Source organism: Mesorhizobium sp. B2-3-5 (assembly GCF_006442395.1).
Classification (GTDB): domain Bacteria; phylum Pseudomonadota; class Alphaproteobacteria; order Rhizobiales; family Rhizobiaceae; genus Mesorhizobium.
Window position 1 is genome coordinate 63,237 of record NZ_VFVX01000019.1, and the last position, 24,532, is coordinate 87,768.

The window sequence follows — 24,532 nt, forward strand, 5'->3', positions numbered from 1 at the left end:
CCCCATGAAAAGGAAAAGGCCGCCGCTTCTTTCGAAGCCGGCGGCCTTCCGTGTTTCCGTCCATGGCGCGGCTCAATGGCGGCGACGCTCACGTCACCGACCGCGCATCTCGCGCCTTAACGGGAAGACTGCTTCCCGAAAGTGCAATCCGCTGAGGCCACGTTCTGGAAAACGAAATCACTCGACATCGGATCACCTCCTTTCGATTTGTTGAACACGCCCTAATGATGGGGTGCGTCGCAGCAAATGGCAAGGTGCCGCAACGGAATGGCCGAGCCCCGCCCGGAAAATCGTCCGGCGCGATGTTTTTGCGCAACAGATAGGGATTGCGGTCCGCGGACCGATTGGACGACAGTGCAATTCGGGAGCAGGGCGATATTCGACGCATGGGAGGTGGAGATGGACGCTGCCGGCAAAGCCGCACGGATCGTGCGAAGCGTCGTCGAGACGCTGAAGCCTGGTTTCGCGGTGAGGCTGTGGACCGGTGAGCGGATCGGCCCGGCGACGGGGCCCGTGCTTGCCATCAACGACCAGGATATTGTTTGGCAGATGGTCCGGCGCCCCAGCTTTTCGACGCTGGTGGAGATGTGGATATCCAAGGCGGTCGACGTCGAGGATGGGTCGCTGTTCGACTTCTACGCCCTGCCTTCGCAAGGCAAGTTGAAGACAAAGCTCAGATCACTGCCGAAACTGGCGATTCTGCGGGACCTGCCGGCCGTGCTGTTTTCGCGAAAGCAGATGACGGCGCGGACCGATTTGTCCGGCCGCAACCCTTATGTCAGCGGGTCGAACAAGGAGGCGATACAGCATCACTACGACATATCGAATGCTTTCTACCGGCTCTTCCTCGACGAGCGCATGGTCTACAGCTGCGGCTACTTCACGGATTTTGCCAACAGCATAGACCAGGCGCAGATCGACAAGCTCGATCATATCTGCCGCAAGCTCCGGCTGAAGCCGGGCGAAAGCCTGCTCGACATCGGCTGCGGCTGGGGGGCGATGCTGATCCACGCGGCGAAGCATTACGGCGTCGTCGGCCATGGCGTGTCGCTGTCCGAAGAGCAGACGAAGCTGGCGCGCGAGCGCATCCGCGCCGAGGGGCTTGAGGACCGCATCACCATCGAGATCAAATCCTATGCCGAGCTCTCCGGCACGTTCGACAAGATATCGTCGATCGGCATGTTCGAGCATCTGGGCCTCGCCAATCATGCCGCCTATTTCTCGACCGTCCACCGCTTGTTGAAGCCGGGCGGCGTCTACCTGCACCACGCCATCACGCGGCGCAGCAAGGGCGACCCGAAGAAGACCCTGCGCAAAGGGCCGGAATACAAGGCGCTGATCAAGTACATCTTTCCGGGCGGCGAGCTCGACACGATCGGCATGACGCTCGGCAATCTCGAAGCGCATAGCTTCCTCGTCTACGACGTCGAAAATCTGCGTGAGCACTACGCCCGCACCTGCAGGCTGTGGGCCGAGCGCTTGCATGCGCGGTTCGACGAGGCCATTGCCGAGGTGGGCGAGCCTAGGGCGCGCCTGTGGCTGCTCTATCTCACCGGCTGCTCCATCACCTTCGAACGTGCCTCGGCGCAGATTTTCCAGACCGTCGCCACCAAACGCGCTCGTGGGCCGAGCGGCCTGCCGCCGACGCGGGCCGACCTTTACCGGTAGCGGCGCCTGGGCGCTTGCCGCCGTCTCACTCGGCGATGCCGAGCGAAGCGATATAGGCAGCCGACGCCGGGATCTTGGACTTGTCCTTGATCTCGATGATGAGACGCGGATTGCTTTCGAGTTTGGCCAGCGCGGCGAAAACCGAACGCCATTGGATCGTGCCTTCACCGAGGCTCCAGTGACGATCGGCGTAGCCGTCGGCATCCTGCAGGTGGACATGCTGCAGGCGGTTGCCGGCGGCGTGCACGTAGTAGTCGACCGGCGGCGCACCGGTCGAACCATGGGCATAATAGGCGTGGCCGGTGTCGATCGACACGGCGACGGCAGGGGACTTGAAGCTGTCGGCCAACGCCACGCGGATATGCGGATCCCTGTCCTCGATGTTTTCGAGAACCATGGTGCAGCCGATGTCTTCGGCCCGCCTGACGGCTTCGCTCAGCGTCAGGTGGCAATATTCGACGATCTTTTCGCGCTCGCCGGGATTGTTGTCGAGATTGTTGTAGGACCAGGTCGTGTAGGGGCTGTGGACGACCATCTGCGTCGCGCCGATGGCAGCGCAGACCTCGATACCTTGCACCAGACGTTTGCTGACCACGGCGCGAATATCGGGGTCCTGCGAGGCGATGACGAAGCCCCAGAACGGCCCGTGGATCCCGAGCCGTCCCCGGTGGCCGTCGAGGAGCTTTTTGGCGCGGGCGGCGAGCGGTGCCCAGTCGCCGTTGAGAACATCGGCGTTGGTGAAGCTCTGCAATTCCAGGTCGCGCTGCTTTTCGAGAAGCCAGCCGCGGTGCATTTCGACGTCGTCCAGGGTCATGGCGGCGCCAAGGATGGGTAGGGAAGTCATTGGTACTCCGATCGGTGGGATTTGAAATTGGCGAAAGCGACAGGGTGGGGTCGCGCCGGGCCCTGTATGGCGCCGTTTTCTGTCACGCGTATTACAGGCTGCGCGAAGGGATTTTCGAAGGCGTCGTGCCTTTATACGCAAGAGCCCGCACTTGGCGCGGCGGCTATGCCGCCAGCTAGACGAACCGCATCGTCGCGCCGACCTCGATGCTGGCCGGCCGATCGACCGTGCAATAGACGCCGAAATTGTGGGCGTTGTGTCGGACCAGGTTGCGCAGGATGCCGGGATCGTTGTCGAAGCCATCCTGGGCAATGATGGTGAAGCCGCAACGGCGGCAGGGTTCGGAGATGGTCAAGAGCAGATCGCCGATCGTAACCTTGCGGCCGATCCATTCCGTCTCCGGAAATGAGCCTTCGACCGCCGCCATATCGACGACGATGTTGGGACGGAAGCGGCGCGCATCTGGCGTTCCTTCCGGATGCAACGCCTTCAAACGCGCCAGCGAAGCCGTGGTCAAAAGATGGATGGGCGCCTTGTTGTAGCGCGCTTGGGTGAGCGGACCGGCGTAGGCGGGCGGCGCGTTCTCCGGGCCGAACGGCCGGATCGAGGCCGCGAAGCCGAGATAGGCCGAAACGGCGGCATCGCTTTCCGTGCCCGGCGCCGCCAGCCAGTCGCCGCCGGGAATGGCGATCTCGAGCTTGCGGTCACCGGTCAGCCGGGTGCGGATGCGCGGCACCTTGTGCCATTTCGCCTCGCGATCGGGCCGTGCGATCTCATTGTCGGCGGCGTCGACCAGACCGAACATGCGGTCGCCGTCGATGCTGTCGGCGCCGACCGCGACCGCTTGCAGGCGTTCGCCGGCGAGCGAACTCGCCGGATAGCGCCAGAGTTCGACAACCCTGCCGATCGCGGCCATGGCTCGTCTCAGCCTTTCCTGTTCTGCCGGTTGGCGACGAGATCGTCGACGACGGCCGGATCGGCAAGTGTCGAGGTGTCGCCAAGGGCGGCGAAATCGTCCTCGGCGATCTTGCGCAGGATACGGCGCATGATCTTGCCCGAGCGTGTCTTGGGCAAGCCCGGCGCGAACTGGATCTTGTCGGGCGAGGCGATGGCGCCGATCTCCTTGCGGACGTGGGCGATAAGGTCCTTGCGCAACTCTTCGGTAGGCTCAATGCCCTTCATCAAGGTGACGTAGCTGTAGATGCCCTGGCCCTTGATGTCGTGCGGGTAGCCGACGACGGCGGCCTCCGAGACCTTCTCATGGCTGACCAGCGCCGATTCAACCTCGGCCGTGCCCATGCGGTGACCGGAGACGTTGATGACGTCGTCGACGCGGCCGGTGATCCAGTAATAGCCATCGGCGTCGCGGCGACAACCGTCACCGGTGAAGTATTTTCCCTTGTAGGTGGAAAAATAGGTCTGCACGAAGCGGTCGTGGTCGCCATAGACGGTGCGCATCTGGCCGGGCCAGGAGTCGGTGATGCAAAGGTTGCCGTCGGCGGCTCCTTCCAGCACCTTGCCCTCGCCGTCGACCAGCTGCGGCTTGACGCCGAAGAAGGGCCGGGTCGCCGAGCCTGCCTTGAGATCGGTGGCGCCGGGCAGCGGCGTGATCAGGATGCCGCCGGTCTCGGTCTGCCACCATGTATCGACGATCGGCACCTTGCCGTTGCCGACGACGTTGAAATACCACTCCCAGGCTTCCGGATTGATCGGCTCGCCGACCGAGCCCAGCACGCGCAGCGACTTGCGCGAGGTCTTCTTCACCGGATCGTCGCCGGCGCCCATCAGCGCACGCAGCGCCGTCGGCGCGGTGTAGAAGATGTTGACCTGATGCTTGTCGATGACCTCCCAGAAGCGCGACTGCGAGGGGTAGTTCGGCACGCCCTCGAACATCAGCGTGGTGGCGCCATTGGCGAGCGGGCCATAGACGATGTAGCTGTGGCCGGTGACCCAGCCGACATCGGCGGTGCACCAGTAGACATCGCCGTCATGGTAGTCGAAGACATATTGGTGCGTCATCGAGGCATAGACGAGGTAGCCGGCGGTGGTGTGCAGCACGCCCTTCGGCTTGCCGGTCGAGCCGGAGGTGTAGAGGATGAACAGCGGGTCCTCCGCCTTCATCTTCTCCGGCTTGCACTCGGGCTTAACCGTCGCGATCTCGTCATGGTACCAGCGGTCGCGGCCCGGCGCCCAGCCGATCTTGCCGCCGGTGCGGCGCACGACAATCACGTTTTTCACCGTCACATCGTGCTTGGCAGCGATGTCGATCGCCTTGTCGGTGTTCTCCTTCAGCGGGATCGGCTTGCCGCCGCGCAGGCCCTCGTCGGCGGTGATGACGAAGGTCGATTCGCAATCGACGATGCGGCCGGCCAGCGCGTCCGGCGAAAAGCCGCCGAAGACGATCGAATGGATGGCGCCTAGCCGGGTGCAGGCCAGCATCGCATAGGCGGCTTCCGGGATCATCGGCATGTAGATGGTGACGCGGTCGCCCTTCTTGACGCCGTGCTTCTTCATGACGTTGGCAAGCCGGCAGACATGCTCGTAAAGTTCGTTGTAGGTGATCTTCTTGTCGTCGTAGGGGTTGTCGCCTTCCCAGATGATGGCGGTCTGGTTGCCACGCTTCTTCAGGTGGCGGTCGATGCAATTGTAGGAGACGTTGGTCAGCCCGTCCTCGAACCACTTGATCGAGACCTTGCCATCGAAGGACGTGTTCTTGACCTTGGTGAAGGGCTTGAACCAGTCGATGCGCTTGCCGTGCTTGCCCCAGAACTTGTCCGGGTTCTTGACGCTGTCGGCGTACCATTTGAGATAGGTGTCGTTGTCGATCAGCGCGTTCTTCTTCCACGCCGGCTGGACGCGATGGATCTTTGCCTCGGACATGTGTTCGCTTTCCTCCCGAAACCAAACCGCTGGCTTGGCGGCCAGCGGGATCGCGGCGAAGCGGCCGCGAATTCGCGCGCATTATTAACAGTTCCGCGAAGACGGCAACATTAGACGTTGGATTCGCGTGGCGCGATGCCGCAGCGGCTGCACAAAACGTTGTCAGCACTCCCGGGGCATCGCTGCTAAGCACATGTTTTGGTGGAGGAAAAGGCCGTCATGGTCTGCGAAAATCAATAGACAGTTAAGCAACCACGCGCACAATCCAGCGTTGGGAGGAAGGAGAATCAACCTGAGGACCGCAATGCGCGACCATGGCGAAATGGACCTGATGCTCAAGGGCTACGGCCTGACCACGGCCAAGATTCTCTATCACTTCCCCGACCATCCGCATCTGTTGCAGAGCTTCATCTGGCAGGATTACGATATCGCGCCGCAATTTCCGGTACTGATCAAGTTCATCGAGTTCTGGAAGGCGAGGCTCGACGGGCCGCTGCATTCGGTGGTCTACACGCACCAGAAGCTGATCGCGCCGAATGAATGGCGCAAGGTGGATGGCGAGTTCGTGCTGCACTGAGCGGAGTGATCTCCCCTCTTGAAGGGGAGATGTCGCCGAAGGCGACAGAGGGGGGGGCCGCGCGTGGAGTGCCAACGTCGTCCGCGACGCCAGATGGCGCCGGAGATCTACGTGAGACGACCCCCTCTATCCTGCCGGACATCTCCCCCCTTGAGGGTGGAGATTAGCGGCTTCAGCGCTGACATCGTCACACCGCCGGCGGGTTGAGCCGGGCAAAGGCTTCCTGGCGGCGATAGGGGAAATACGGGTAAGGCGCGGTAACTTCGCTTGCCGCGTCGAGTTTCTTCACCTGTTCGGGGGTCAGCGACCAGCCGACAGCGCCGAGGTTCTGGCGCAGCTGTTCCTCGTTGCGGGCGCCGATGATGACCGATGACACGGTCGGACGCTGCAAGAGCCAGTTGATGGCGATCTGCGGTACGGTCTTGCCGGTTTCCCCGGCCACAACGTCAAGCGCGTCAATGACCCGGTAGAGGTGCTCGTCCTCCACCGGCGGACCGAAGCTCGCCGTATCGTGCAGCCGGCTCTTTTCCGGCAAGGGCTGGCCACGGCGGATTTTGCCGGTCAGGCGGCCCCAGCCGAGCGGGCTCCACACCAGCGCGCCAACGTCCTGGTCGAGCCCAAGCGGCATCAGCTCCCATTCATAGTCGCGGCCGACCAGTGAATAATAGACCTGATGCGCGATGTAGCGGGGATAGCCGTGCCTGTCGGCGAGCCCAAGCGACTTCATCACCTGCCAGCCGGAAAAATTGGAGACGCCGACATAGCGCAGTTTGCCGGCGCGCACGAGCTCGTCCAATGTCGACAGCACCTCCTCGATCGGCGTACCGGCATCGAAGGCGTGCAGCTGCAACAGGTCGATATAGTCGGTGCCGAGGCGCCTGAGCGCCACGTCGACCGACTTGATCAGCCGCGAGCGCGAGGAGCCATAATTGGCCGGGCCGTCGCCCGTCGGCAGCGAGGTCTTGGTCGAGATCAGCACCGCATCGCGGCGGCCCTTGATGGCTTCGCCGAGCACTTGCTCCGACGCGCCGTTCGAATAGACGTCGGCGGTGTCGAACAGGTTGACGCCGGCGTCCAAGCAGATGTCGATAAGCCGCCGCGCTTCCCCGGCATCGCTATTGCCCCAGGCGCCGAACAGTGGCCCGGAGCCTCCAAAGGTTCCCGCGCCGAATGAAAGTGCGGGGACCTTCAGGCCCGATGCGCCAAGACGTCGATAGTCCATTTTCCTGCTCCTGGTGGTTTTGTGAAAGGGTCGAAAGCGATTCGGGTGTCGGCGAGCGTCACGACCGGACTGTGGCCGGTGCGCCGAGCGCTGGCGTGCGATCGAGGCGCAACGCCAGCGCGGCCACGGCGAGGGCGCCAAGCGGCAGCAGCGCGGCCACCCAGGTGAGGGCACCGAGGCCAAGGCCGTGGGCGATGACCGCGCCGCCCAGCCAGGCGCCGGCGGCGTTGCCGAGATTGAAGGCTGCGATGTTGAAGGAGGAGGCGAGGCTCTGGCCGGCGCCTTGCGCCTTCTCCAGCACCCACATTTGCAGCGGCGCCACGGTGGCGAAGGCAGCGGCACCCAGCAGGCCGACATAGATGACGGCCATGACCTGGCTGTGAATGGCGAAGCTCATTGTCGCCAGCACCAGCGCCAGCACCACGAGGCTGCCCAGCACGGCCGGCACCAGCCAACGGTCGGCGGCTTTGCCGCCGACGAGATTTCCGGCGATGAGGCCGCCGCCGAAGACGAGCAGGATCGGCGACACGGCCGCCTCCTTGAAGCCGCTGATCTCGGTCAACAGCGGTGCGATGTAGGTGAAGACGGCGAAGACACCGGCATAGCCGAGCACCGTGGTGGCGAGGCCGAGCAGCACGGGCGTGCGGCGCAGCACCGCGAGGTCGGCACGAAGCTCGCTCTTTTCAGGTGCCGCCTGGCTGCGCGGCACCAGAAGCAGGATGACGGCAAAGGCGGCGAGGCCGACCGCGGTCACCGCCCAGAAGGTTGCACGCCAGCCAAAGGCCTGGCCGAGCCAGGTGCCAAAAGGCACGCCGAGAATGTTGGCGATGGTCAGGCCGGTGAACATCAGCGCGATCGCCGAGGCCTTCTTGTTGGACGCGACCAGGCCGGTGGCGACCACCGAGCCGACGCCGAAGAAAGTGCCGTGGGCGAAGGCGGTGATGATGCGGGCGCCCATCAGTGTCCAATAGTCGGGCGCCAGCGCACAGGCGAGGTTACCAAGGGTGAAGATCGCCATCAGCGCCAGCAGCACCGTCTTGCGCGGCCAGTTGCCGGTGGCGATGGTAAGCAAGGGCGCGCCGATGACGACGCCCAGCGCGTAGCCCGAAATGAGCTGGCCGGCGGCCGAGATCGAGACGCCAAGGTCTTTGCTGACGTCGATAAGCAGGCCCATGATGACGAATTCCGTGACGCCGATGCCGAAGGCGCCGGCGGCGAGGGCGTAAAGAGCAAGAGGCATGGTGGTTTCCACTTCCAAGACGACGAGCGCCCTGTCCAATCCGCGCCCCGACCGGGAAGATCGTGTCGCCCTGCCCTGTGAACCAGACTTGCCCAAGGCATATTTTCTGTGAAATAGATTCACAGATGGCGAGACCCGACATCAACCGCTCCGGCGAGATCGAAGTGTTTGTGCGCGTCGTCGAGGCGGGCAGCTTCTCGGCGGCCGCGCGCGCATTGCGCATGACGCCATCGGCGGTCAGCAAGCTGATCGCGCGGCTGGAGGCCCGCCTAGGGGCCAGGCTGGTCAGTCGCTCGACGCGCAAGCTGCTGCTGACGCCGGAAGGAGCGGCATTCTACGAGAGCGGGCAGCGCATCCTGGCCGACATGGCGGCGGCCGAGCGCGAGGCGGCGGCGGGTGCCGCGCCGCGCGGGCGGCTGCGCGTCAACACCTACGTGCCCTTCGGGGTGCACCGGCTCATCCCGCTGCTGCCGCGCTTCCTCGAACGCTACCCGGAAATCTCAGTCGATCTGGTACTGACCGACAGCGTCATCGATCTGATGGCGGAGCGCGCCGATGTCGCCATCCGGGCCGGTCCGCTCGGCGAATCACGGCTGGTGGCGCGCAAGCTCGGGCAGAGCCCGGGGGTCGTCGTTGCGGCTCCATCCTATCTCGATGCGCACGGCACGCCGCTGACGCCGGTCGATCTCGACAGCCACAACCGCATGGGCTTCGGCTTCGTCAGGCATATCGATGGCTGGCCATTCTTCGACGCGGCCGGCGACGCGGTCATGATCCCGATCACCGGCAACACGCTGGTCAGCGACGGCGAGGCGATGCGGCTGATGACGCTGGCCGGGGCGGGCATCTCCAGGCTGGCTCGCTGGCATGTCGCGGCCGATATCGCCGCCGGGCGGCTGGTGCCGCTGCTGGAGGATTTCAATCCCGGAGACCAGGAGGCCACCCACGCCGTCTATGTCGGCCAGGGCCGGCACCTGCCGGCGCGGGTGCGGGCCTTTCTCGATTTTCTCGCGGAGAGCGTCAGGCTGGCCTGAATGGGTCTCGGGAGCCGATCGGCTCCCGAGACGTCTGCCCCAACTGCTTCATGCTTTCGGCGCAAAGGGCGCCGGACGTCGGCCGACACCCTGGCGCTCGAGCATCCAGCCGGGATATTCGGCGGGCAGCGCGCTGACTTCGTCGAGACGGGCGACATCATCGGCGTCAAGCTTCACCTCGGTCGCGGCAAGGTTCTGTTCGAGCTGGTCCATGCGACTGGCGCCGATGATGACGCTCATCACGAAGGGCTTGGCCAGGACATAACCGAGCGCCACCGTGGCAACGCTCACATCATGCTTTTTGGCGATCTCGCGCATGACGGCGACCGCCGCCCAGGCGCGGTCCTCGTTGACCGGCGGGAAATTGAACGAGGCGCGGCGGCCCTCGCCATTGCCGGGCGCACCGGGACCGTATTTGCCGGAGAGCAGGCCACCGGCCAACGGCGACCATACCATCAGACCGAGCTTCTCCTCATTGATGAGCGGCACGATCTCGCGCTCGAGATCGCGGCCGGCGATCGAGTAGTAGGACTGGATGGTCTCGAAGCGCGCAAAGCCCTTGCGGTCGGCGATGCCCAGCGCCTTGGCGATGCGCCACGCCGCCCAGTTGGAGACGCCGACATAACGGACCTTGCCGCTGGAGACGAGATCGTCAAGCGCCCGCAGCGTTTCGTCGATCGGCGTCACGGCGTCGGTGCCGTGTAGCTGGTAGAGATCGATATGGTCGAGCTGCAGCCGTTCGAGACTGGCATCGACCGAGTCCATGATGTGGCCGCGCGAGGAGCCGCGCTGGTTCGGGCCGTCGCCCATGGCGCCATGCACCTTGGTGGCGATGACCACGTTCTGCCTGGCAACGCCGAGATCGCGGAGGGACTGGCCGAGCAGGCGCTCGGACTCGCCGAAGGAATAGACATCCGCCGTGTCGAAGAAGTTGACGCCGGCGGCAAGCGAGCGGCCGACGATCTCGTTGACGCCCTTCTGGTCGAGACTGGCGATCAGGCCCCATTGGGCGTTCTGGCCGGCGGCGCCGAAGGTCATGGTGCCGAGGCACAGTTCGGAGACGAATAGCCCGGTATTTCCAAGCTGATTGTAACGCATGGTGAGGACTCCAGAGGAAGTGCGGTGACACGGCTCAAATAGGAACGGTACGTTTCGTTTCCAGCGCTGGTGCAACGAACCTGCTGGTCTGGCCTAACGCTATCTACTGCCGAAAATCGCCGAACCCACACGAACGCTGGTCGCACCGAAGGCGATTGCCGTCTCGTAATCGCCAGACATGCCCATCGACAGTTTGGCAACGCCTGCCTTCCGTGCCAGCTTTTCCAGCAAGGCAAAATGCGGGCCCGGGTTCTCGTCGGCCGGCGGGATGCACATCAGGCCTTCGATGGCAAGGCCGTGCACATCGCGGCAGCGGGCGACAAAGGCCACCGCCTCGCGCGGTTCGATGCCGGCCTTCTGCGGTTCGGAGCCGGTGTTGACCTGGACGTAGAGCCTTGGCGCGCGGCCTTGCCTGGCGATCTCCTTGGCGAGTTCGGCGGCGATCTTTTCGCGGTCGACCGTCTCGATGACGTCGAACAGGGCCACGGCTTCCTTGGCCTTATTCGACTGCAGCGGGCCGATCAGGTGCAGCTCGATATCCGGGAAAGCCTGCTTCAGATCAGGCCATTTGCCTTGCGCCTCCTGCACGCGGTTCTCACCGAAGACGCGCTGGCCGGCCTCGATAACGGGGCTTATATCGGCGGCGTCGAAGGTCTTGGAAACAGCCACAAGCGTCACCGCGCCGGCTTCGCGACCGGCTTCCTGCTCGGCTGCGGCGATCTTCGCCTTGACCGCGAAAAACTGCTGAACGGTGTCGCCCATATGCAAATCCCGCTGTTTTGACCCGCGTTTTTGTCAGCCGCGATGCCCATATGGTTGACGGGTTTGCCAAACCATGGTGAACACCCGGACCACATTCCATGAACCGCCGGGCTTCGGCGGTCCGCATGCTTTTAAGTGAAAAACGTCCCATGGCAACCGAACGATACAACCCGCGCGCGTCAGAACCCAAATGGCAGAAGGCCTGGGCCGCCAAGAAGCTTTTCGAAGCGAACAACGACGATCCGCGCCCGAAATACTACGTGCTGGAGATGTTTCCCTATCCGTCAGGGCGCATCCATATCGGCCATACCCGCAATTATACGATGGGCGACGTGGTGGCGCGCTACAAGCGGGCCAAGGGTTTCAACGTGCTGCATCCGATGGGCTGGGACGCTTTCGGCATGCCGGCCGAGAACGCGGCGATGCAGAACAAGGTCCATCCCAAGGAATGGACCTACCAGAACATCGCCACCATGCGCGAGCAGCTCAAGGTCATGGGCCTGTCGCTGGACTGGGCGCGCGAATTCGCCACCTGCGATGTCGACTATTACCACCGCCAGCAGATGCTGTTCCTCGACTTCGTCGAGAAGGGGCTGGTGACGCGCAAATCCTCCAAGGTCAACTGGGACCCGGAGGACATGACCGTGCTCGCCAACGAGCAGGTCATCGACGGGCGCGGCTGGCGCTCGGGCGCGCTGGTCGAGCAACGCGAGCTGACGCAGTGGTTCTTCAAGATCACCGACTTTGCGCAGGATCTGCTGGATTCGCTCGACGGCCTCGACGAATGGCCCGAAAAAGTGAAGCTGATGCAGCAGAACTGGATCGGCCGTTCGGAAGGCCTGCTGATCCGCTGGCCGCTGGCCTCGGACGTTGCCGGCGAGCATGAGCTGGAGGTCTATACGACGCGGCCCGACACCATCTTCGGCGCCTCCTTCATGGCGATCGCCGCCGACCACCCGCTGGCCAGGAAGGCCGCCGAGACCGATCCGGCGCTGGCGAAGTTCATCGATGAAGTCCGCCATATGGGCACTTCCGTGGCAGCGCTGGAGACAGCCGAGAAGAAGGGCTTCGACACCGGCATTCGCGTCGTCCATCCGTTCGACGACAGTTGGACGCTGCCCGTCTATGTCGCCAATTTCGTGCTGATGGAATATGGCACCGGCGCCATTTTCGGCTGCCCTGCGCATGATCAGCGCGATCTCGACTTCGCCAACAAATACGGGCTGCCGGTGGTGCCGGTGGTGATGCCTGACGGCGAGAACCCGTCCGCGTTCCAGATTATCGACGTTGCCTATGTAGATGATGGCGCGATGATCAATTCACGCTTCCTCGACGGGATGAAGCCGAGCCAGGCCTTCGACGAGGTGGCGAAGCTCTTGGAGCAGAAGACGATCGGCAACCGGCCGATGGCCGAGCGCAAGGTGAATTTCCGCCTGCGGGACTGGGGCATTTCGCGCCAGCGCTACTGGGGCTGCCCGATCCCGATGATCCATTGCGAGCATTGCGGCGTGGTGCCGGTGCCGAAGGCCGACCTGCCGGTCAAGCTGCCGGACGATGTCGATTTCGACCGGCCGGGCAATCCGCTCGACCGGCATCCGACATGGCGGCATGTGAAGTGCCCGCAATGCGGCAAGGACGCGCGCCGCGAAACCGACACGATGGACACGTTCGTCGATTCGTCCTGGTATTTCGCCCGCTTCACCGCGCCCTGGGCGCATGAGCCGACCGACCCCAGGGCGGCCAACGAATGGCTGCCGGTCGATCAGTATATTGGCGGCATAGAGCACGCGATCCTGCATCTGCTCTATTCGCGCTTCTTCACCCGCGCCATGCGCGAGACCGGCCATGTCGATCTGGCCGAGCCGTTCAAGGGCCTGTTCACGCAAGGCATGGTGGTGCACGAAACCTACCGCGCCGGCTCGGCATCCAATGGCCGCTGGCTGGCGCCGACCGAAGTGCGGCTGGAAGACACTGACGGCAAGCGCCGCGCCATCGACATCGCTACCGGCGAAGCCGTGACCATCGGCCCGCTCGAAAAAATGTCGAAGTCGAAGAAGAACACGGTGAGCCCGGAAGACATCACCGACGGCTACGGCGCCGACACGGCGCGCTGGTTCATGCTGTCCGATTCGCCGCCCGAGCGCGATGTCGAGTGGACCGACGATGGCGCGGCCGGCGCGCATCGCTTCATGCAGCGCATCTGGCGGCTGGTGTCGACGGCGGCCGAGACGCTGGCTGGAGTGAAACCCGCCTCGGCTGACGCCGGTGAGGCGGGAGTGGTCTCGAAGGCCACGCACAAGATCCTGAAGGCAGTCGGCGAGGACATCGAGAAGCTCGCCTTCAACCGTGCCATCGCCCGCATCTATGAGCTGGCCAACGCGCTGACCGCGCCGCTCAACGAAGTGGCGGACGGCAAAGCCGATCAGGCACTGCAAGGCGCCTGCCGACAGGCGGTCGAGATCCTGGTGCATCTGATCGCGCCCGTCATGCCGCATCTGGCCGAGGAGTGCTGGGAGACGCTCGGCGGCACCGAACTGGTTGCCGAACGGCCGTGGCCGGTCTTCGATCCGGCGCTGGTCGTCGACAATGAAGTGACCTATCCGGTGCAGGTCAACGGCAAGAAGCGGGGGGATTTGACAATTGCCCGCGACGCGGACCAAGGTGCGGTCGAAAAAGCGGTATTGGCTCTCGACTTCGTGCAGAAAGCACTTGAAGGTAAGGCTCCGCGCAAGGTGATCATCGTGCCGCAGAGGATCGTCAATGTCGTTGCCTGATCGGGAAAAGACAGAGCTGAGCCGTTTGCTGCGCCGCATCGCGCTGGCCGGTCTTGTCGGCTCGCTCGCACTGGTTTCGGCCTGCACGGTGCGGCCGCTCTATTCCAGCGCGCCGCTGTCGACTGGATCGACCGCCAATGCTGAAATGGCGTCGATCGCCATCAAGCCGGTCAGGACGCGTTATGCCCAGCAGGTGCGCAACAACCTGATCTTCGGATTCGGGCGCGGCGCCGGCGAACCGGCCTCGCCGCTTTATTCGCTCGATCTCGGCGTGACCGAAGCCGTCGAATCCTCGGCCCTCGTGCAGGTCGGAACCGATCAGGACGAGCCGACCGCCGGTTCGGTGACGCTCACCGCCGGCTACACGCTGACCGATGCGAATACCGGTGCGGTGATCGCTGTCGGCAAGCGGGCGATCACCTCGTCCTTCGACAAGCCGCGCCAGGAATTTGCCTCCTACCGGGCGCAGATCGATGCCGAGAATCGTGCCGCGCGCGAACTGGCCGAAGCCCTGCAATTGTCGATCGCCCAGGATCTAGCCCGGCACGGCAAGGCAGCTGGCTAGAGCTCTCTGTTTTTACGCAATTCCGGACGGAAAACCGCTACGCACTTTTCCTGGAATTGCTCTGGCGCCAGCCTTCGTTTTCGGAAAAATTCCGTCTCCATCCTGGTGCTCGGACCGCTCGCGACGGCCAAGAGCCGAACCCTTCCGTTCACCTTTTTTTGCCGGCGCGGTGAGTGGGTGATCGTGGATGGCGATCATCCGCTCGAATCCGGATCGTTCGACATCGTCGCGAAAGATACGTTTCGGACGCTCCAAACGGCGCTGACGGGAAGCAACTGTTAACCACTCGCTCCCTATTGCTCAGCAGACGTTTCAGAGTGAGTCTTGAGAATGGAATCCAAGCGTTTTCCTCGGGTCAATTTATCGAAGTCAGCTTCGCCCGATGATCCCGAGGGTGAGCGTTTCAACGGCATGAGCGACAAGGGGAATGGCCAGCGTTCCGGCGCGGCCAGGGCAGGTTCTCCGCCGCCGCCTATCGATCTCGGCGGCAACGAAAGTCCGGCATGGCAGGAGTATTTCTTCCTGGCGCCGAATGTGCGGTTTACACGCACGCCGGACTACGAGGCCAACACACGCCGTCCGCAGCCCGAAGAAGCTGCCGCCGCGCAAAACGAACCTCTGGGGCACCGGGCGCTGCAAACAATGGCGCGATCCGCCTCGGCGCCCCAGGCAGCCTCGTCCTTGTCATCGCCGACGAAAAACCGGAGCCCCGCTTCGGACGCTGCCCGGGCGCCCGCCGGCAACAGAGCTGTGCTGCATGAAAGGCAGCCTGCCCCGCCCGTGGCATCCGTTTCACCAGGGCGTGCCGGCGATAAGGCGCGGGTTGTCGCACCGACAGGGCCGCGGACGGCCGCAATGGCACGTGCATCCGTACCAGCGGCTTCCGCCCCTGGAACGGCGGCGGCGCCGGTCAAGACAACAGGGCGCGAGACTGTCCGCTGGCCCTATCTGTCGGATCACGTCTTCTTCGAACTCATGGCGCCCTATATGATCGAAGGCCCGCTACCGGCGCCGCATGCCGTCCCGACTTCGCGCCCGGTAGCGCCGGCTGTCGCCGGCCGGGTCGACATTCGCCGCGCGCCGGCGGCCGATCCCACCGCGTTGTTCCGTGTCATCGAATGCCTTCCGGGCCTGCAAGCTCCACCCGCCTTGCCGGATGTCCGTCCGGCCAATTCGAACGAAGCCGCGACTCAGCCGGTAGCGAGCAGCGCGCCGCGACAGGCCCAGGCGGCGGATGCAATTCCGGCCGCCGCGAACAACGCCGTTCCGGCGCCGGTCGGGCAAGGGGCGGAGGAGGCCGTTTCGGCTCCAGCCATGCGCGTCTCTTCGCCGCTGCCCATGGTCGGCAAGATTGTGCCGGCCACGACCGGCGAAGGATACGAACTTCCCTCGGAAGAGCTGCTGCAGCAGCCGCCGGAAGGGCAGGGCTTCTACATGTCGCAGGAGCGGCTCGAGCAGAACGCCGATCTGCTGGAAAGCGTGCTCGAGGATTTCGGCGTGCGCGGCGAGATCATCCATGTTCGGCCCGGTCCGGTCGTCACCCTCTATGAGTTCGAGCCGGCCCCGGGCGTCAAATCCTCCCGCGTCATCGGTCTCGCCGATGATATCGCCCGTTCGATGTCGGCGGTCTCGGCACGCGTCGCCGTCGTGCCCGGCCGCAACGTCATCGGCATCGAGCTTCCGAACGAGACGCGCGAGACGGTCTATTTCCGCGAACTGATCGAATCCCAGGGTTTCCGCAAGACCAGCTGCAAGCTGGCGCTTTGCCTGGGCAAGACGATCGGCGGCGAGCCTGTCATCGCCGAACTGGCGAAGATGCCGCATTTGCTCGTCGCCGGCACCACCGGCTCGGGCAAGTCGGTTGCCATCAACACCATGATCCTGTCGCTGCTCTACCGGCTGAAGCCGGAAGAATGCCGGCTGATCATGGTCGATCCCAAGATGCTCGAGCTTTCCGTGTATGACGGCATCCCGCATCTTCTGACCCCCGTCGTCACCGATCCCAAAAAGGCCGTCACCGCGCTCAAATGGGCGGTGCGCGAGATGGAGGACCGCTATCGCAAGATGGCGCGGCTGGGTGTACGCAACATCGACGGCTACAACGAGCGCGCCGCGGCTGCCCGCGACAAGGGCGAGACGGTCGTCATGACGATCCAGACCGGCTTCGAGAAGGGCACCGGAGAGCCGCTCTTCGAGCAGCAGGAGATCGACCTGGCGCCGATGCCGTACATCGTCGTCATCGTCGACGAGATGGCCGACCTGATGATGGTCGCCGGCAAGGAGATCGAAGGCGCCATCCAGCGCCTGGCGCAGATGGCGCGCGCGGCCGGCATCCACCTGATCATGGCGACGCAGCGCCCGTCCGTCGATGTCATCACCGGCACCATCAAGGCCAACTTCCCGACCCGCATCTCCTTCCAGGTCACCTCCAAGATCGACAGCCGCACCATCCTCGGCGAGCAGGGCGCCGAGCAGCTGCTCGGCCAGGGCGACATGCTGCACATGATGGGCGGCGGGCGTATTTCCCGCGTGCATGGCCCGTTCGTTTCCGACGCGGAGGTCGAGCACGTCGTGGCGCACCTGAAGGCACAGGGCCGCCCCGAATATCTGGAAACCGTGACAGCCGACGAGGATGAAGAGGAAGACGAAGGCGACCAGGGCGCGGTCTTCGACAAGGGATCCGTTGCCGCCGAGGACGGCGATTCCAGCTATGACGAGGCGGTCAAGGTGGTGTTGCGCGACAAGAAGTGCTCGACGTCCTACATCCAGCGTCGGCTTGGCATCGGTTACAACCGTGCCGCTTCCTTGGTCGAGCGCATGGAGAAGGAAGGATTGGTCGGCGCGCCCAACCATGTCGGCAAGCGCGAGATCATCATGGGGCGGCGCCCGCCGGTGGCCGCGCCTGACGATGACGGCGCGGAGTGATCGGGAGGCTCCTCCTGATCCGCAGCGCATAAAAAAGGCCGGTTGCCCGGCTTTTTCTTGAAAGCGGATTGTTTTAGAGCAGTTCACCGTTTCCCGGAAACGGCCAACCGCTCTCAATTCCCAAGGGAAAGCGCTATGCGCTTTTCCCGGGAAACCGTTTTCACACTTTTCCTGGAATTGCTCAGCCGATCTTCTGACCGGTCTTGGCCCAGTCGGCGAGGAAGGCGGCAAGGCCCTTGTCGGTCAGCGGATGATTGACCAGCGCCTTCAGCGTCGCCGGCGGGGCGGTGATGACATCGGCGCCGATGAGCGCGGCCTGCTTGACGTGGTTCACCGTGCGCACCGATGCGGTCAGGATCTCGGTCTGGAAATCGTAGTTGTCGTAGATCTGCCGGATCTCCTGGATCAGCTCCATGCCATCCGAGCCGGTGTCATCGATGCGGCCGACGAACGGCGAGATGAAGGACGCGCCGGCCTTGGCGGCGAGCAGTGCCTGATTGGCCGAGAAGCACAGCGTGACGTTGACCATGCGGTTCATCTCGGTGCGGATCGTCTTGCAGGCCTTAAGGCCGTCGAGCGTCAACGGCACCTTGATGGCGATATTGGGTGCGATCTTGGCCAGGACCTCGGCCTCGGCCATCATGTCCTTGTACACGGTCGCCACGACCTCGGCCGAAACCGGGCCTTCGACGATGTCGCAGATCTGCTTGGTGACTTCGACGATCTTGCCACCCGATTTCAGGATCAGCGATGGGTTGGTGGTCACGCCATCAAGCAGCCCCAGATCGTTCAGCTCACGGATTTCCTTGATGTCGGCTGTGTCGGCAAAAAATTTCATGGCGGGTCTCCTGAAGATTTCGTCGTGCTTGGGAAGGCACGTTCAGCGTTGCTCTTTGATCTAGACCAAAGTCGGGGCAAGGTCACGCCTCATGAGTGAAGATTCGCCCTTTGTCGCGGCCGCACCGGTGCTGGTGCCGATGCCGGCCGAACGCCCCTACACCTATGCCGTGCCGGCCGGCATGCGTGTCGTGCCGGGTTCGATCGTGCGCGTGCCGCTTGGGCCCCGCCAGGTCGCCGGCATCGTCTGGGACGGCGCGGTCGAGAAGGTCGATGCGAAAAAGCTGCGTCCGATCGAACAGGTCTTCGACTGCCCGCCGATCGACCGTGCCATGCGCCGCTTCGTCGACTGGGTGGCGCAATACACGCTGTCGGCACCGGGCATGGTGGCGCGCATGCTGCTCAGGGCGCCGGAGGCTTTCGATCCCGAACCCTGGATCGAGGGGCTGCAGCGAACCACGGCCGTTCCCGACCGGATGACGGATGCGCGCGCGCGCGTGCTGGAGACGGCGGAAGGTGGTCTTGCCTGGACGCGTTCCGGCCTCGCCCATGCCGCCGGCGTGTCGTCGACTGTTATCGAGGGGCTCAAGGCGCAAGGCGTGTTCGAGACGGTGATGATCCCGCCGCGCCCGGTCGTGGCCGCGCCTGATCCGAACTATACCGCGCCGGGGCTGATGCCGGACCAGAATGATGCCGCGTCGATGCTGCGCGCCAATGTCGCGGCCGGCATCTTCAATGTCGCGCTGCTCGACGGCGTCACCGGTTCGGGCAAGACGGAGGTTTATTTCGAGGCGGTGGCGGCGGCCCTCGACCAGGGCAAGCAGGTGCTGATCCTGCTGCCGGAAATCGCGCTGACCCACGCGTTTCTGGAGCGCTTCCAGCGCCGCTTCGGCGCCAAGCCGGCCGAATGGCATTCGGACCTGCCGCCCAGGATGCGCGAAAAAGTCTGGCGGCAGGTGGCGGAAGGCGGCGTGCGCGTCGTTGCCGGCGCCCGCTCGGCGCTGTTCCTGCCGTTCAAGGAGCTTGGCCTGATCGTCGTCGACGAGGAGCACGACCCCGCCTACAAGCAGGAAGACCGTGTCTTCTACAATGCACGTGATATGGCGGTGGTGCGCGGCCATATTGGCGGCTTTCCCGTGGTGCTGGCGTCGGCGACCCCATCGGTCGAAAGCCGGGTCAACGCCAGCCAGGGCAAATACAACAGGGCGGTGCTCTCCGCTCGCTTCGCCGAGGCGGCATTGCCCGATCTCAAATCGATCGACATGCGCCGCGCGCCGCCGGCGCGTGGCGGATTCCTGTCGCCGGTGCTGATCGAGCATATGCGCCGGACGCTGGAAAAGGAGGAGCAGTCTCTGCTGTTCCTCAACCGGCGCGGCTATGCGCCGCTGACGCTGTGCCGCGTCTGCGGCCACCGCTTCGGCTGCCCGGTCTGCTCGGCCTGGCTGGTCGAGCATCGCTTTCGCGGCCAGCTGGTCTGCCACCATTGCGGGCACAATGAGCGCCGCCCCGAGGCTTGTCCCGAATGCGGCACGCTCGACCATCTCGTCGCCTGCGGGCCGGGCGTCGAGCGCATCGCCGAGGAGGTCGTCACGCATTTCCCCGACGCGCGCACCATCGTCCTGTCGTCGGACCTGATGGGCGGCGTTCGGCGGCTGCGGCTGGAACTGGAGGCGATCGCCGACGGCGAGGCCGATATCGTCATCGGCACGCAGCTGGTTGCCAAGGGCCACAACTTCCCCAACATGACGCTGGTCGGCGTCGTCGATGCCGATCTCGGTCTGGCCAATGGCGATCCGCGTGCCGCCGAGCGCACCTTCCAGCTGCTCAGCCAGGTGACCGGCCGTGCCGGCCGCACTGGCAAGAAGAGCCTCGGTCTGCTGCAGACCTTCCAGCCTGACCATCCGGTGATGCGGGCGATCGTCTCCGGCGATTCGGAAGCCTTTTACGAGCGCGAGATCGCCGAGCGCGAGCGCGCGGCCTTGCCGCCCTTCGGACGGCTCGCCGGCGTCATCGTCAGCGCGGTGACGCGGGCGGAGGCCGAAGGCCATGCACGCGGTCTGCGCCGGGCGGCGCCCGAGGCATCGGACTTGTTCGTGCTCGGCCCAGCCGAGGCGCCGCTGTCCCTGCTCGGTGGCCGCCATCGCTTCCGGCTTTTGATCCAGGGCGAGCGGCGAGCCGACATGCAAGGTTTCATCCGCGCCATGCTGGCCAACGGGCCGAAACAGCGCGGTTCAGTGCGCGTGCAGGTCGACATCGATCCGCAGAGCTTTTTGTAAGGACGTTCAGCCTTCGCGTGGATTGCTGGTCGTGTCCTTCAGTTCGAGGCGTTGCCGAAACTCTTCAGGATAAAGTCGATAAGCATCATCAATCGAAATCACCATGGCCACTGGTCGCCCCCGCTTGGCGATCGTCGTCGGACTGCCTCTGCTGGCCTCAGCGACCACGGCGCACAGTTCACTGCGTGCCCTGCTGCTGGATTTTGTTTTCATTGAGTGTCCCTCAATATCTCTTTGGAATGTATCATAAGTCGCTGCAAGGAAAGGAAACTGTTTTGAAAACCCTTGGCCTACTCGGCGGCATGAGTTGGGAATCAACCGCCATCTACTACCGCCTGCTGAACGAGATTGTGCGCGAGCGCCTTGGTGGGCTGCATTCGGCGAAACTGCTGCTCTGGTCGTTCGACTTTGCCGAGATCGCCGAGCGGCAGCATCACGGCGACTGGGAAGGCGCCGGCGTGCTTCTCGTCGAAGCGGCGCGCAAGCTGGAGGCGGGCGGCGCCGAAGGGCTGCTTTTGTGCACCAACACCATGCACAAGCTGGCCGGCCAGGTGCAGGCGTCCATATCCATCCCGCTGATCCACATCGCCGATGCCACCGCGGTTGCGATCAAGCGCGCCGGCATGCAGCGCCCGGCGCTGCTGGCGACGCGGTTCACCATGGAGCAGGATTTCTACAAGCGCCGGCTCACCGACGAATACGGATTGCAGCCGGTGGTGCCTGACGCGGCCGGTCGCGACATGGTCCACCGCGTCATCTATGACGAGCTCTGCCAGGGCATCGTCACCGACGTTTCGAAGGCGGCCTACATCGCCGAGGTCGAGCGTCTGCACCGCGAAAAGGCCGCCGACAGCCTCATCATGGGCTGCACCGAGATCACCATGCTGATTGGCCAGCGCGATTTCGACATTCCGGTCTTCGACACGACGCGTATCCATGCCGAGGCGGCAGTGCAATTCGCGCTCGGTTGAAGCGCTTGGCTTAAAATGCCTGGAGTCATCTGGCGCGGCACTTTTCCTCCGCTAGAATGCCCGCAATTTTTCAAAACAGGCATTTCGAGGGGACGATTATGGATTATGCGTTTCCATGGCCGGCGAGCCAGGGCGAGTGGCTGGCCTGGTCGAGCGCCGTCGTCACCGTGCTGCTCGGCCTGCTGTTTTTCCTGGCGCCGGGGCTGGCCTTCCGCATCCTGCGCCTGCAGGCCAGGCCGGAGAAGGCGGCGGCGATCGCCGAAGGGCGGGGCAGGATGTCGGGCTTCTATCTCGGCGTCGGCCTGTGCTGCATCCTCCTGGCTCAGCCGTTGGTCTACATGGCGCTCGGCTTCTCCTGGCTGTTCACCGCCTTCGGCCGTCTGCTGTCGATGATGTCGGATGGCGCCAACACACCTTTCAATTGGGCCTCCATTGTGGTGGAATTGGCCTTGGCGGCATTGCCGCTCGCCTTTGCCTTCGGCTTTGTGCCCTGAATCCAGGGGTATCGCGGCGTCGAAGGCGCCGATCTTTCGCTGGATGCGACAATAGTGCCTGAAAACCATGCGGAACGACGCATTGCGGTCTTAAAATGCCTGTGCTAGACGGCAATCGACTTTCGGCCGGGGATAGCGGAAGCCGCGCCTCCGTGCTTGAAAAAATGCAGTAAGGTCAAAGATTTAGCCAGAGTTTTTGCTCGCGCCAACAATCTGCGGCCTGTCAGACAAGAGAAAAGACGGTCCGTGGCTCAATCGTCATCGCCAATCTCAGGTGTCGCAGAACGCTATGCCGGTTCGCTGTTCGAACTCGCATCGCAGGCAAATTCCGTCGCCAAGGTCGAAGCCGACCTCAACAGCTTCGAGGCGATGCTCGCCGGCAGCGCCGACCTCACCCGGCTGATCAACAGCCCGGTGTTTTCCAGCGAGGATCAGGCCAAGGCCATCGCGGCGATCGCCGACACGGCTGGCATCACCGGCCTCACCGGTAATTTCCTGCGCGTCGTGGCCAAGAACCGCCGCCTGTTCGCGGTGCCCGGCATGATCAAGGCGTTCCGCCAGATCGCCGCCGAACATCGCGGCGAAACCGCCGCCGAAGTGACGTCGGCACACGCGTTGACCGCTGACCAGGAAGCCGAACTCAAGGCGACGCTGAAGAGCGTTGCCGGCAAGGACGTTGCCATCTCCGTTACCGTCGATCCGTCGCTGCTCGGCGGGCTGGTGGTCAAGATGGGCTCGCGCCAGATAGACACGTCGCTCAAAACCAAACTCAATTCGCTCAAGCTTGCACTGAAAGAGGTCGGCTGATGGACATCCGCGCCGCGGAAATTTCCGCAATTCTGAAAGACCAGATCAAGAATTTCGGCAAGGAGGCCGAGGTCTCCGAAGTTGGGCAGGTGCTGTCCGTCGGTGACGGTATCGCCCGCGTCTACGGCCTCGACAATGTCCAGGCCGGCGAAATGGTCGAATTCCCCGGCGGCATCCGCGGCATGGCGCTCAACCTCGAAGCCGACAATGTCGGCGTCGTCATCTTCGGCGCCGACCGCGACATCAAGGAAGGCGACACCGTCAAGCGGACCGGCGCCATCGTCGACGCGCCCGTCGGCCCCGGCCTGCTCGGCCGCGTCGTTGACGCGCTTGGCAACCCGATCGACGGCAAGGGCCCGATCAAGGCGACCGAGCGCAAGCGCGTCGACGTCAAGGCGCCCGGCATCATTCCGCGCAAGTCGGTGAACGAGCCGATGTCGACCGGCCTCAAGGCCATCGACGCGCTGATCCCGGTCGGCCGCGGCCAGCGCGAGCTGGTCATCGGCGACCGCCAGACCGGCAAGACCGCGATCATCCTCGACACGATGCTCAACCAGAAGTCGGTGCACGACAACGGTCCCGAGAAGGAAAAGCTCTACTGCGTGTACGTCGCCGTCGGCCAGAAGCGCTCGACCGTCGCGCAGTTCGTCAAGGTGCTGGAAGAGCGCGGCGCGCTCGAATATTCGATCATCGTCGCCGCCACCGCTTCCGATCCGGCGCCGATGCAGTTCCTGGCGCCGTTCACGGCCTGCACCATGGGCGAATATTTCCGCGACAACGGCATGCATGCGCTGATCAGCTATGACGATCTGTCGAAGCAGGCCGTCGCCTATCGCCAGATGTCGCTGTTGCTGCGTCGTCCGCCGGGCCGAGAAGCCTATCCGGGCGACGTCTTCTATCTGCACTCGCGCCTGCTCGAGCGTGCCGCCAAGCTCAATGACGATCTCGGCGGCGGCTCGCTGACCGCCCTGCCGGTCATCGAAACGCAGGCCAACGACGTGTCGGCCTATATCCCGACCAACGTGATCTCGATCACCGATGGCCAGATCTTCCTCGAAACCAACCTGTTCTTCCAGGGTATTCGTCCGGCCGTCAACGTCGGCCTGTCGGTGTCGCGCGTCGGTTCCTCGGCGCAGATCAAGGCGATGAAGCAGGTCGCCGGCTCCATCAAGGGCGAGCTCGCGCAGTACCGCGAAATGGCGGCCTTCGCGCAGTTCGGCTCGGATCTCGACGCCGCCACGCAGCGCCTGCTCAACCGCGGATCGCGCCTGACCGAACTCCTGAAGCAGCCGCAGTTCTCGCCGCTGAAGACGGAAGAGCAGGTCGCGGTGATCTTCGCCGGCGTCAACGGCTATCTCGACAAGCTTCCGGTCAACCAGGTCGGCAAGTTCGAGCATGGCCTGCTCAGCCACATGCGCTCGACCGGCAAGGACGTTCTCGACGCCATCCGCAACGAGAAGGCGCTGTCGGACGATCTGCGCGCCAAGCTGAAGGCCGAGATCGACGCTTTCGCCAAGACCTTCGCCTGAGCGAAGCGCCAGTCCGGATGAGACAAGAC

At 64.0% G+C, this 24,532-nt stretch carries 20 protein-coding genes; 11 read left to right on the forward strand and 9 right to left on the reverse strand.

Going from position 1 to position 24,532, the window contains the following annotated elements:
* Positions 1 to 399: 399 nt before the first annotated feature.
* Positions 400 to 1,668, forward strand: a complete 1,269-nt coding sequence (locus FJ958_RS20740) for a cyclopropane-fatty-acyl-phospholipid synthase family protein (protein ID WP_140745042.1) — start codon at positions 400 to 402, stop codon at positions 1,666 to 1,668.
* 25 nt (positions 1,669 to 1,693) lie between these two features.
* Here FJ958_RS20740 and FJ958_RS20745 read toward each other — a convergent pair whose 3' ends face one another.
* The 3 genes from FJ958_RS20745 to acs form a co-directional block, all read right to left on the reverse strand.
* Complete coding sequence (locus tag FJ958_RS20745) at positions 1,694 to 2,512, reverse strand: sugar phosphate isomerase/epimerase family protein (protein ID WP_140745043.1); 819 nt, start codon at positions 2,510 to 2,512, stop codon at positions 1,694 to 1,696.
* Positions 2,513 to 2,687: 175 nt separating this feature from the next.
* Positions 2,688 to 3,428 carry an MOSC domain-containing protein gene (locus FJ958_RS20750; protein ID WP_140745044.1) on the reverse strand — a complete coding sequence of 247 codons (741 nt, stop codon included), beginning with the start codon at positions 3,426 to 3,428 and terminating at the stop codon, positions 2,688 to 2,690.
* An 8-nt stretch (positions 3,429 to 3,436) separates the two neighbouring features.
* Entirely contained in the window at positions 3,437 to 5,392 is a 1,956-nt protein-coding gene (gene acs, locus FJ958_RS20755; RefSeq protein WP_140745045.1) for an acetate--CoA ligase, read from the reverse strand.
* Between the two features lie 304 nt (positions 5,393 to 5,696).
* Between acs and FJ958_RS20760 the strand changes: the two genes are divergently transcribed.
* The gene (locus FJ958_RS20760) at positions 5,697 to 5,969 is read left to right on the forward strand and encodes an usg protein (protein ID WP_140612202.1); all 273 of its coding nucleotides are present in this window, start codon (positions 5,697 to 5,699) and stop codon (positions 5,967 to 5,969) included.
* 187 nt (positions 5,970 to 6,156) lie between these two features.
* On the opposite strand, the gene FJ958_RS20765 is transcribed toward FJ958_RS20760, so the two are convergent.
* The gene (locus FJ958_RS20765; RefSeq protein WP_140745046.1) at positions 6,157 to 7,191 is read right to left on the reverse strand and encodes an aldo/keto reductase; all 1,035 of its coding nucleotides are present in this window, start codon (positions 7,189 to 7,191) and stop codon (positions 6,157 to 6,159) included.
* Between the two features lie 58 nt (positions 7,192 to 7,249).
* Positions 7,250 to 8,431, reverse strand: coding sequence for an MFS transporter (locus tag FJ958_RS20770; RefSeq protein ID WP_140745047.1), 1,182 nt, complete (start codon positions 8,429 to 8,431; stop codon positions 7,250 to 7,252).
* A gap of 125 nt (positions 8,432 to 8,556) precedes the next feature.
* Here FJ958_RS20770 and FJ958_RS20775 point away from each other — a divergent pair, with 125 nt between their 5' ends.
* On the forward strand, positions 8,557 to 9,465 hold the full coding sequence (locus tag FJ958_RS20775) for a LysR family transcriptional regulator (RefSeq protein WP_140745048.1): 909 nt from the start codon (positions 8,557 to 8,559) through the stop codon (positions 9,463 to 9,465).
* Positions 9,466 to 9,513: 48 nt separating this feature from the next.
* On the opposite strand, the gene FJ958_RS20780 is transcribed toward FJ958_RS20775, so the two are convergent.
* Entirely contained in the window at positions 9,514 to 10,563 is a 1,050-nt protein-coding gene (locus tag FJ958_RS20780) for an aldo/keto reductase (RefSeq protein WP_140745049.1), read from the reverse strand.
* Between the two features lie 99 nt (positions 10,564 to 10,662).
* Positions 10,663 to 11,325 (reverse strand): YggS family pyridoxal phosphate-dependent enzyme, encoded by a 663-nt coding sequence (locus FJ958_RS20785; protein ID WP_140745050.1) that lies wholly within the window; start codon positions 11,323 to 11,325, stop codon positions 10,663 to 10,665.
* A 149-nt stretch (positions 11,326 to 11,474) separates the two neighbouring features.
* Between FJ958_RS20785 and leuS the strand changes: the two genes are divergently transcribed.
* The 3 genes from leuS to FJ958_RS20805 all read left to right on the forward strand — a co-directional run bounded on the left by leuS (position 11,475) and on the right by FJ958_RS20805 (position 17,589).
* A complete protein-coding gene (gene leuS, locus FJ958_RS20790) occupies positions 11,475 to 14,099 on the forward strand; it encodes a leucine--tRNA ligase (protein ID WP_140745051.1) in 2,625 nt (874 codons plus the stop codon).
* Positions 14,086 to 14,664, forward strand: coding sequence for an LPS assembly lipoprotein LptE (lptE, locus tag FJ958_RS20795; protein WP_140745052.1), 579 nt, complete (start codon positions 14,086 to 14,088; stop codon positions 14,662 to 14,664). Before leuS ends, lptE begins: the two co-directional genes overlap by 14 nt.
* A gap of 330 nt (positions 14,665 to 14,994) precedes the next feature.
* On the forward strand, positions 14,995 to 17,589 hold the full coding sequence (locus FJ958_RS20805) for a DNA translocase FtsK (RefSeq protein ID WP_140745054.1): 2,595 nt from the start codon (positions 14,995 to 14,997) through the stop codon (positions 17,587 to 17,589).
* Between the two features lie 181 nt (positions 17,590 to 17,770).
* On the opposite strand, the gene fsa is transcribed toward FJ958_RS20805, so the two are convergent.
* Positions 17,771 to 18,427, reverse strand: a complete 657-nt coding sequence (gene fsa, locus FJ958_RS20815) for a fructose-6-phosphate aldolase (protein WP_140612222.1) — start codon at positions 18,425 to 18,427, stop codon at positions 17,771 to 17,773.
* Between the two features lie 91 nt (positions 18,428 to 18,518).
* Between fsa and FJ958_RS20820 the strand changes: the two genes are divergently transcribed.
* A complete protein-coding gene (locus tag FJ958_RS20820; protein WP_140745056.1) occupies positions 18,519 to 20,702 on the forward strand; it encodes a primosomal protein N' in 2,184 nt (727 codons plus the stop codon).
* 6 nt (positions 20,703 to 20,708) lie between these two features.
* Here FJ958_RS20820 and FJ958_RS20825 read toward each other — a convergent pair whose 3' ends face one another.
* Positions 20,709 to 20,915, reverse strand: a complete 207-nt coding sequence (locus tag FJ958_RS20825) for a type II toxin-antitoxin system prevent-host-death family antitoxin (RefSeq protein WP_140745057.1) — start codon at positions 20,913 to 20,915, stop codon at positions 20,709 to 20,711.
* A gap of 62 nt (positions 20,916 to 20,977) precedes the next feature.
* Here FJ958_RS20825 and FJ958_RS20830 point away from each other — a divergent pair, with 62 nt between their 5' ends.
* From FJ958_RS20830 to atpA, 4 genes are all read left to right on the forward strand, one after another.
* Entirely contained in the window at positions 20,978 to 21,673 is a 696-nt protein-coding gene (locus FJ958_RS20830) for an aspartate/glutamate racemase family protein (RefSeq protein ID WP_140745058.1), read from the forward strand.
* Between the two features lie 98 nt (positions 21,674 to 21,771).
* Complete coding sequence (locus FJ958_RS20835; protein WP_140745059.1) at positions 21,772 to 22,167, forward strand: DUF4345 family protein; 396 nt, start codon at positions 21,772 to 21,774, stop codon at positions 22,165 to 22,167.
* Between the two features lie 246 nt (positions 22,168 to 22,413).
* Positions 22,414 to 22,974, forward strand: coding sequence for a F0F1 ATP synthase subunit delta (locus tag FJ958_RS20840; RefSeq protein ID WP_140745060.1), 561 nt, complete (start codon positions 22,414 to 22,416; stop codon positions 22,972 to 22,974).
* Positions 22,974 to 24,503: a F0F1 ATP synthase subunit alpha gene (gene atpA, locus FJ958_RS20845; RefSeq protein ID WP_140745061.1), complete on the forward strand. Its 1,530-nt coding sequence runs from the start codon at positions 22,974 to 22,976 to the stop codon at positions 24,501 to 24,503. Before FJ958_RS20840 ends, atpA begins: the two co-directional genes overlap by 1 nt.
* The last annotated feature ends 29 nt before the right edge of the window (positions 24,504 to 24,532 follow it).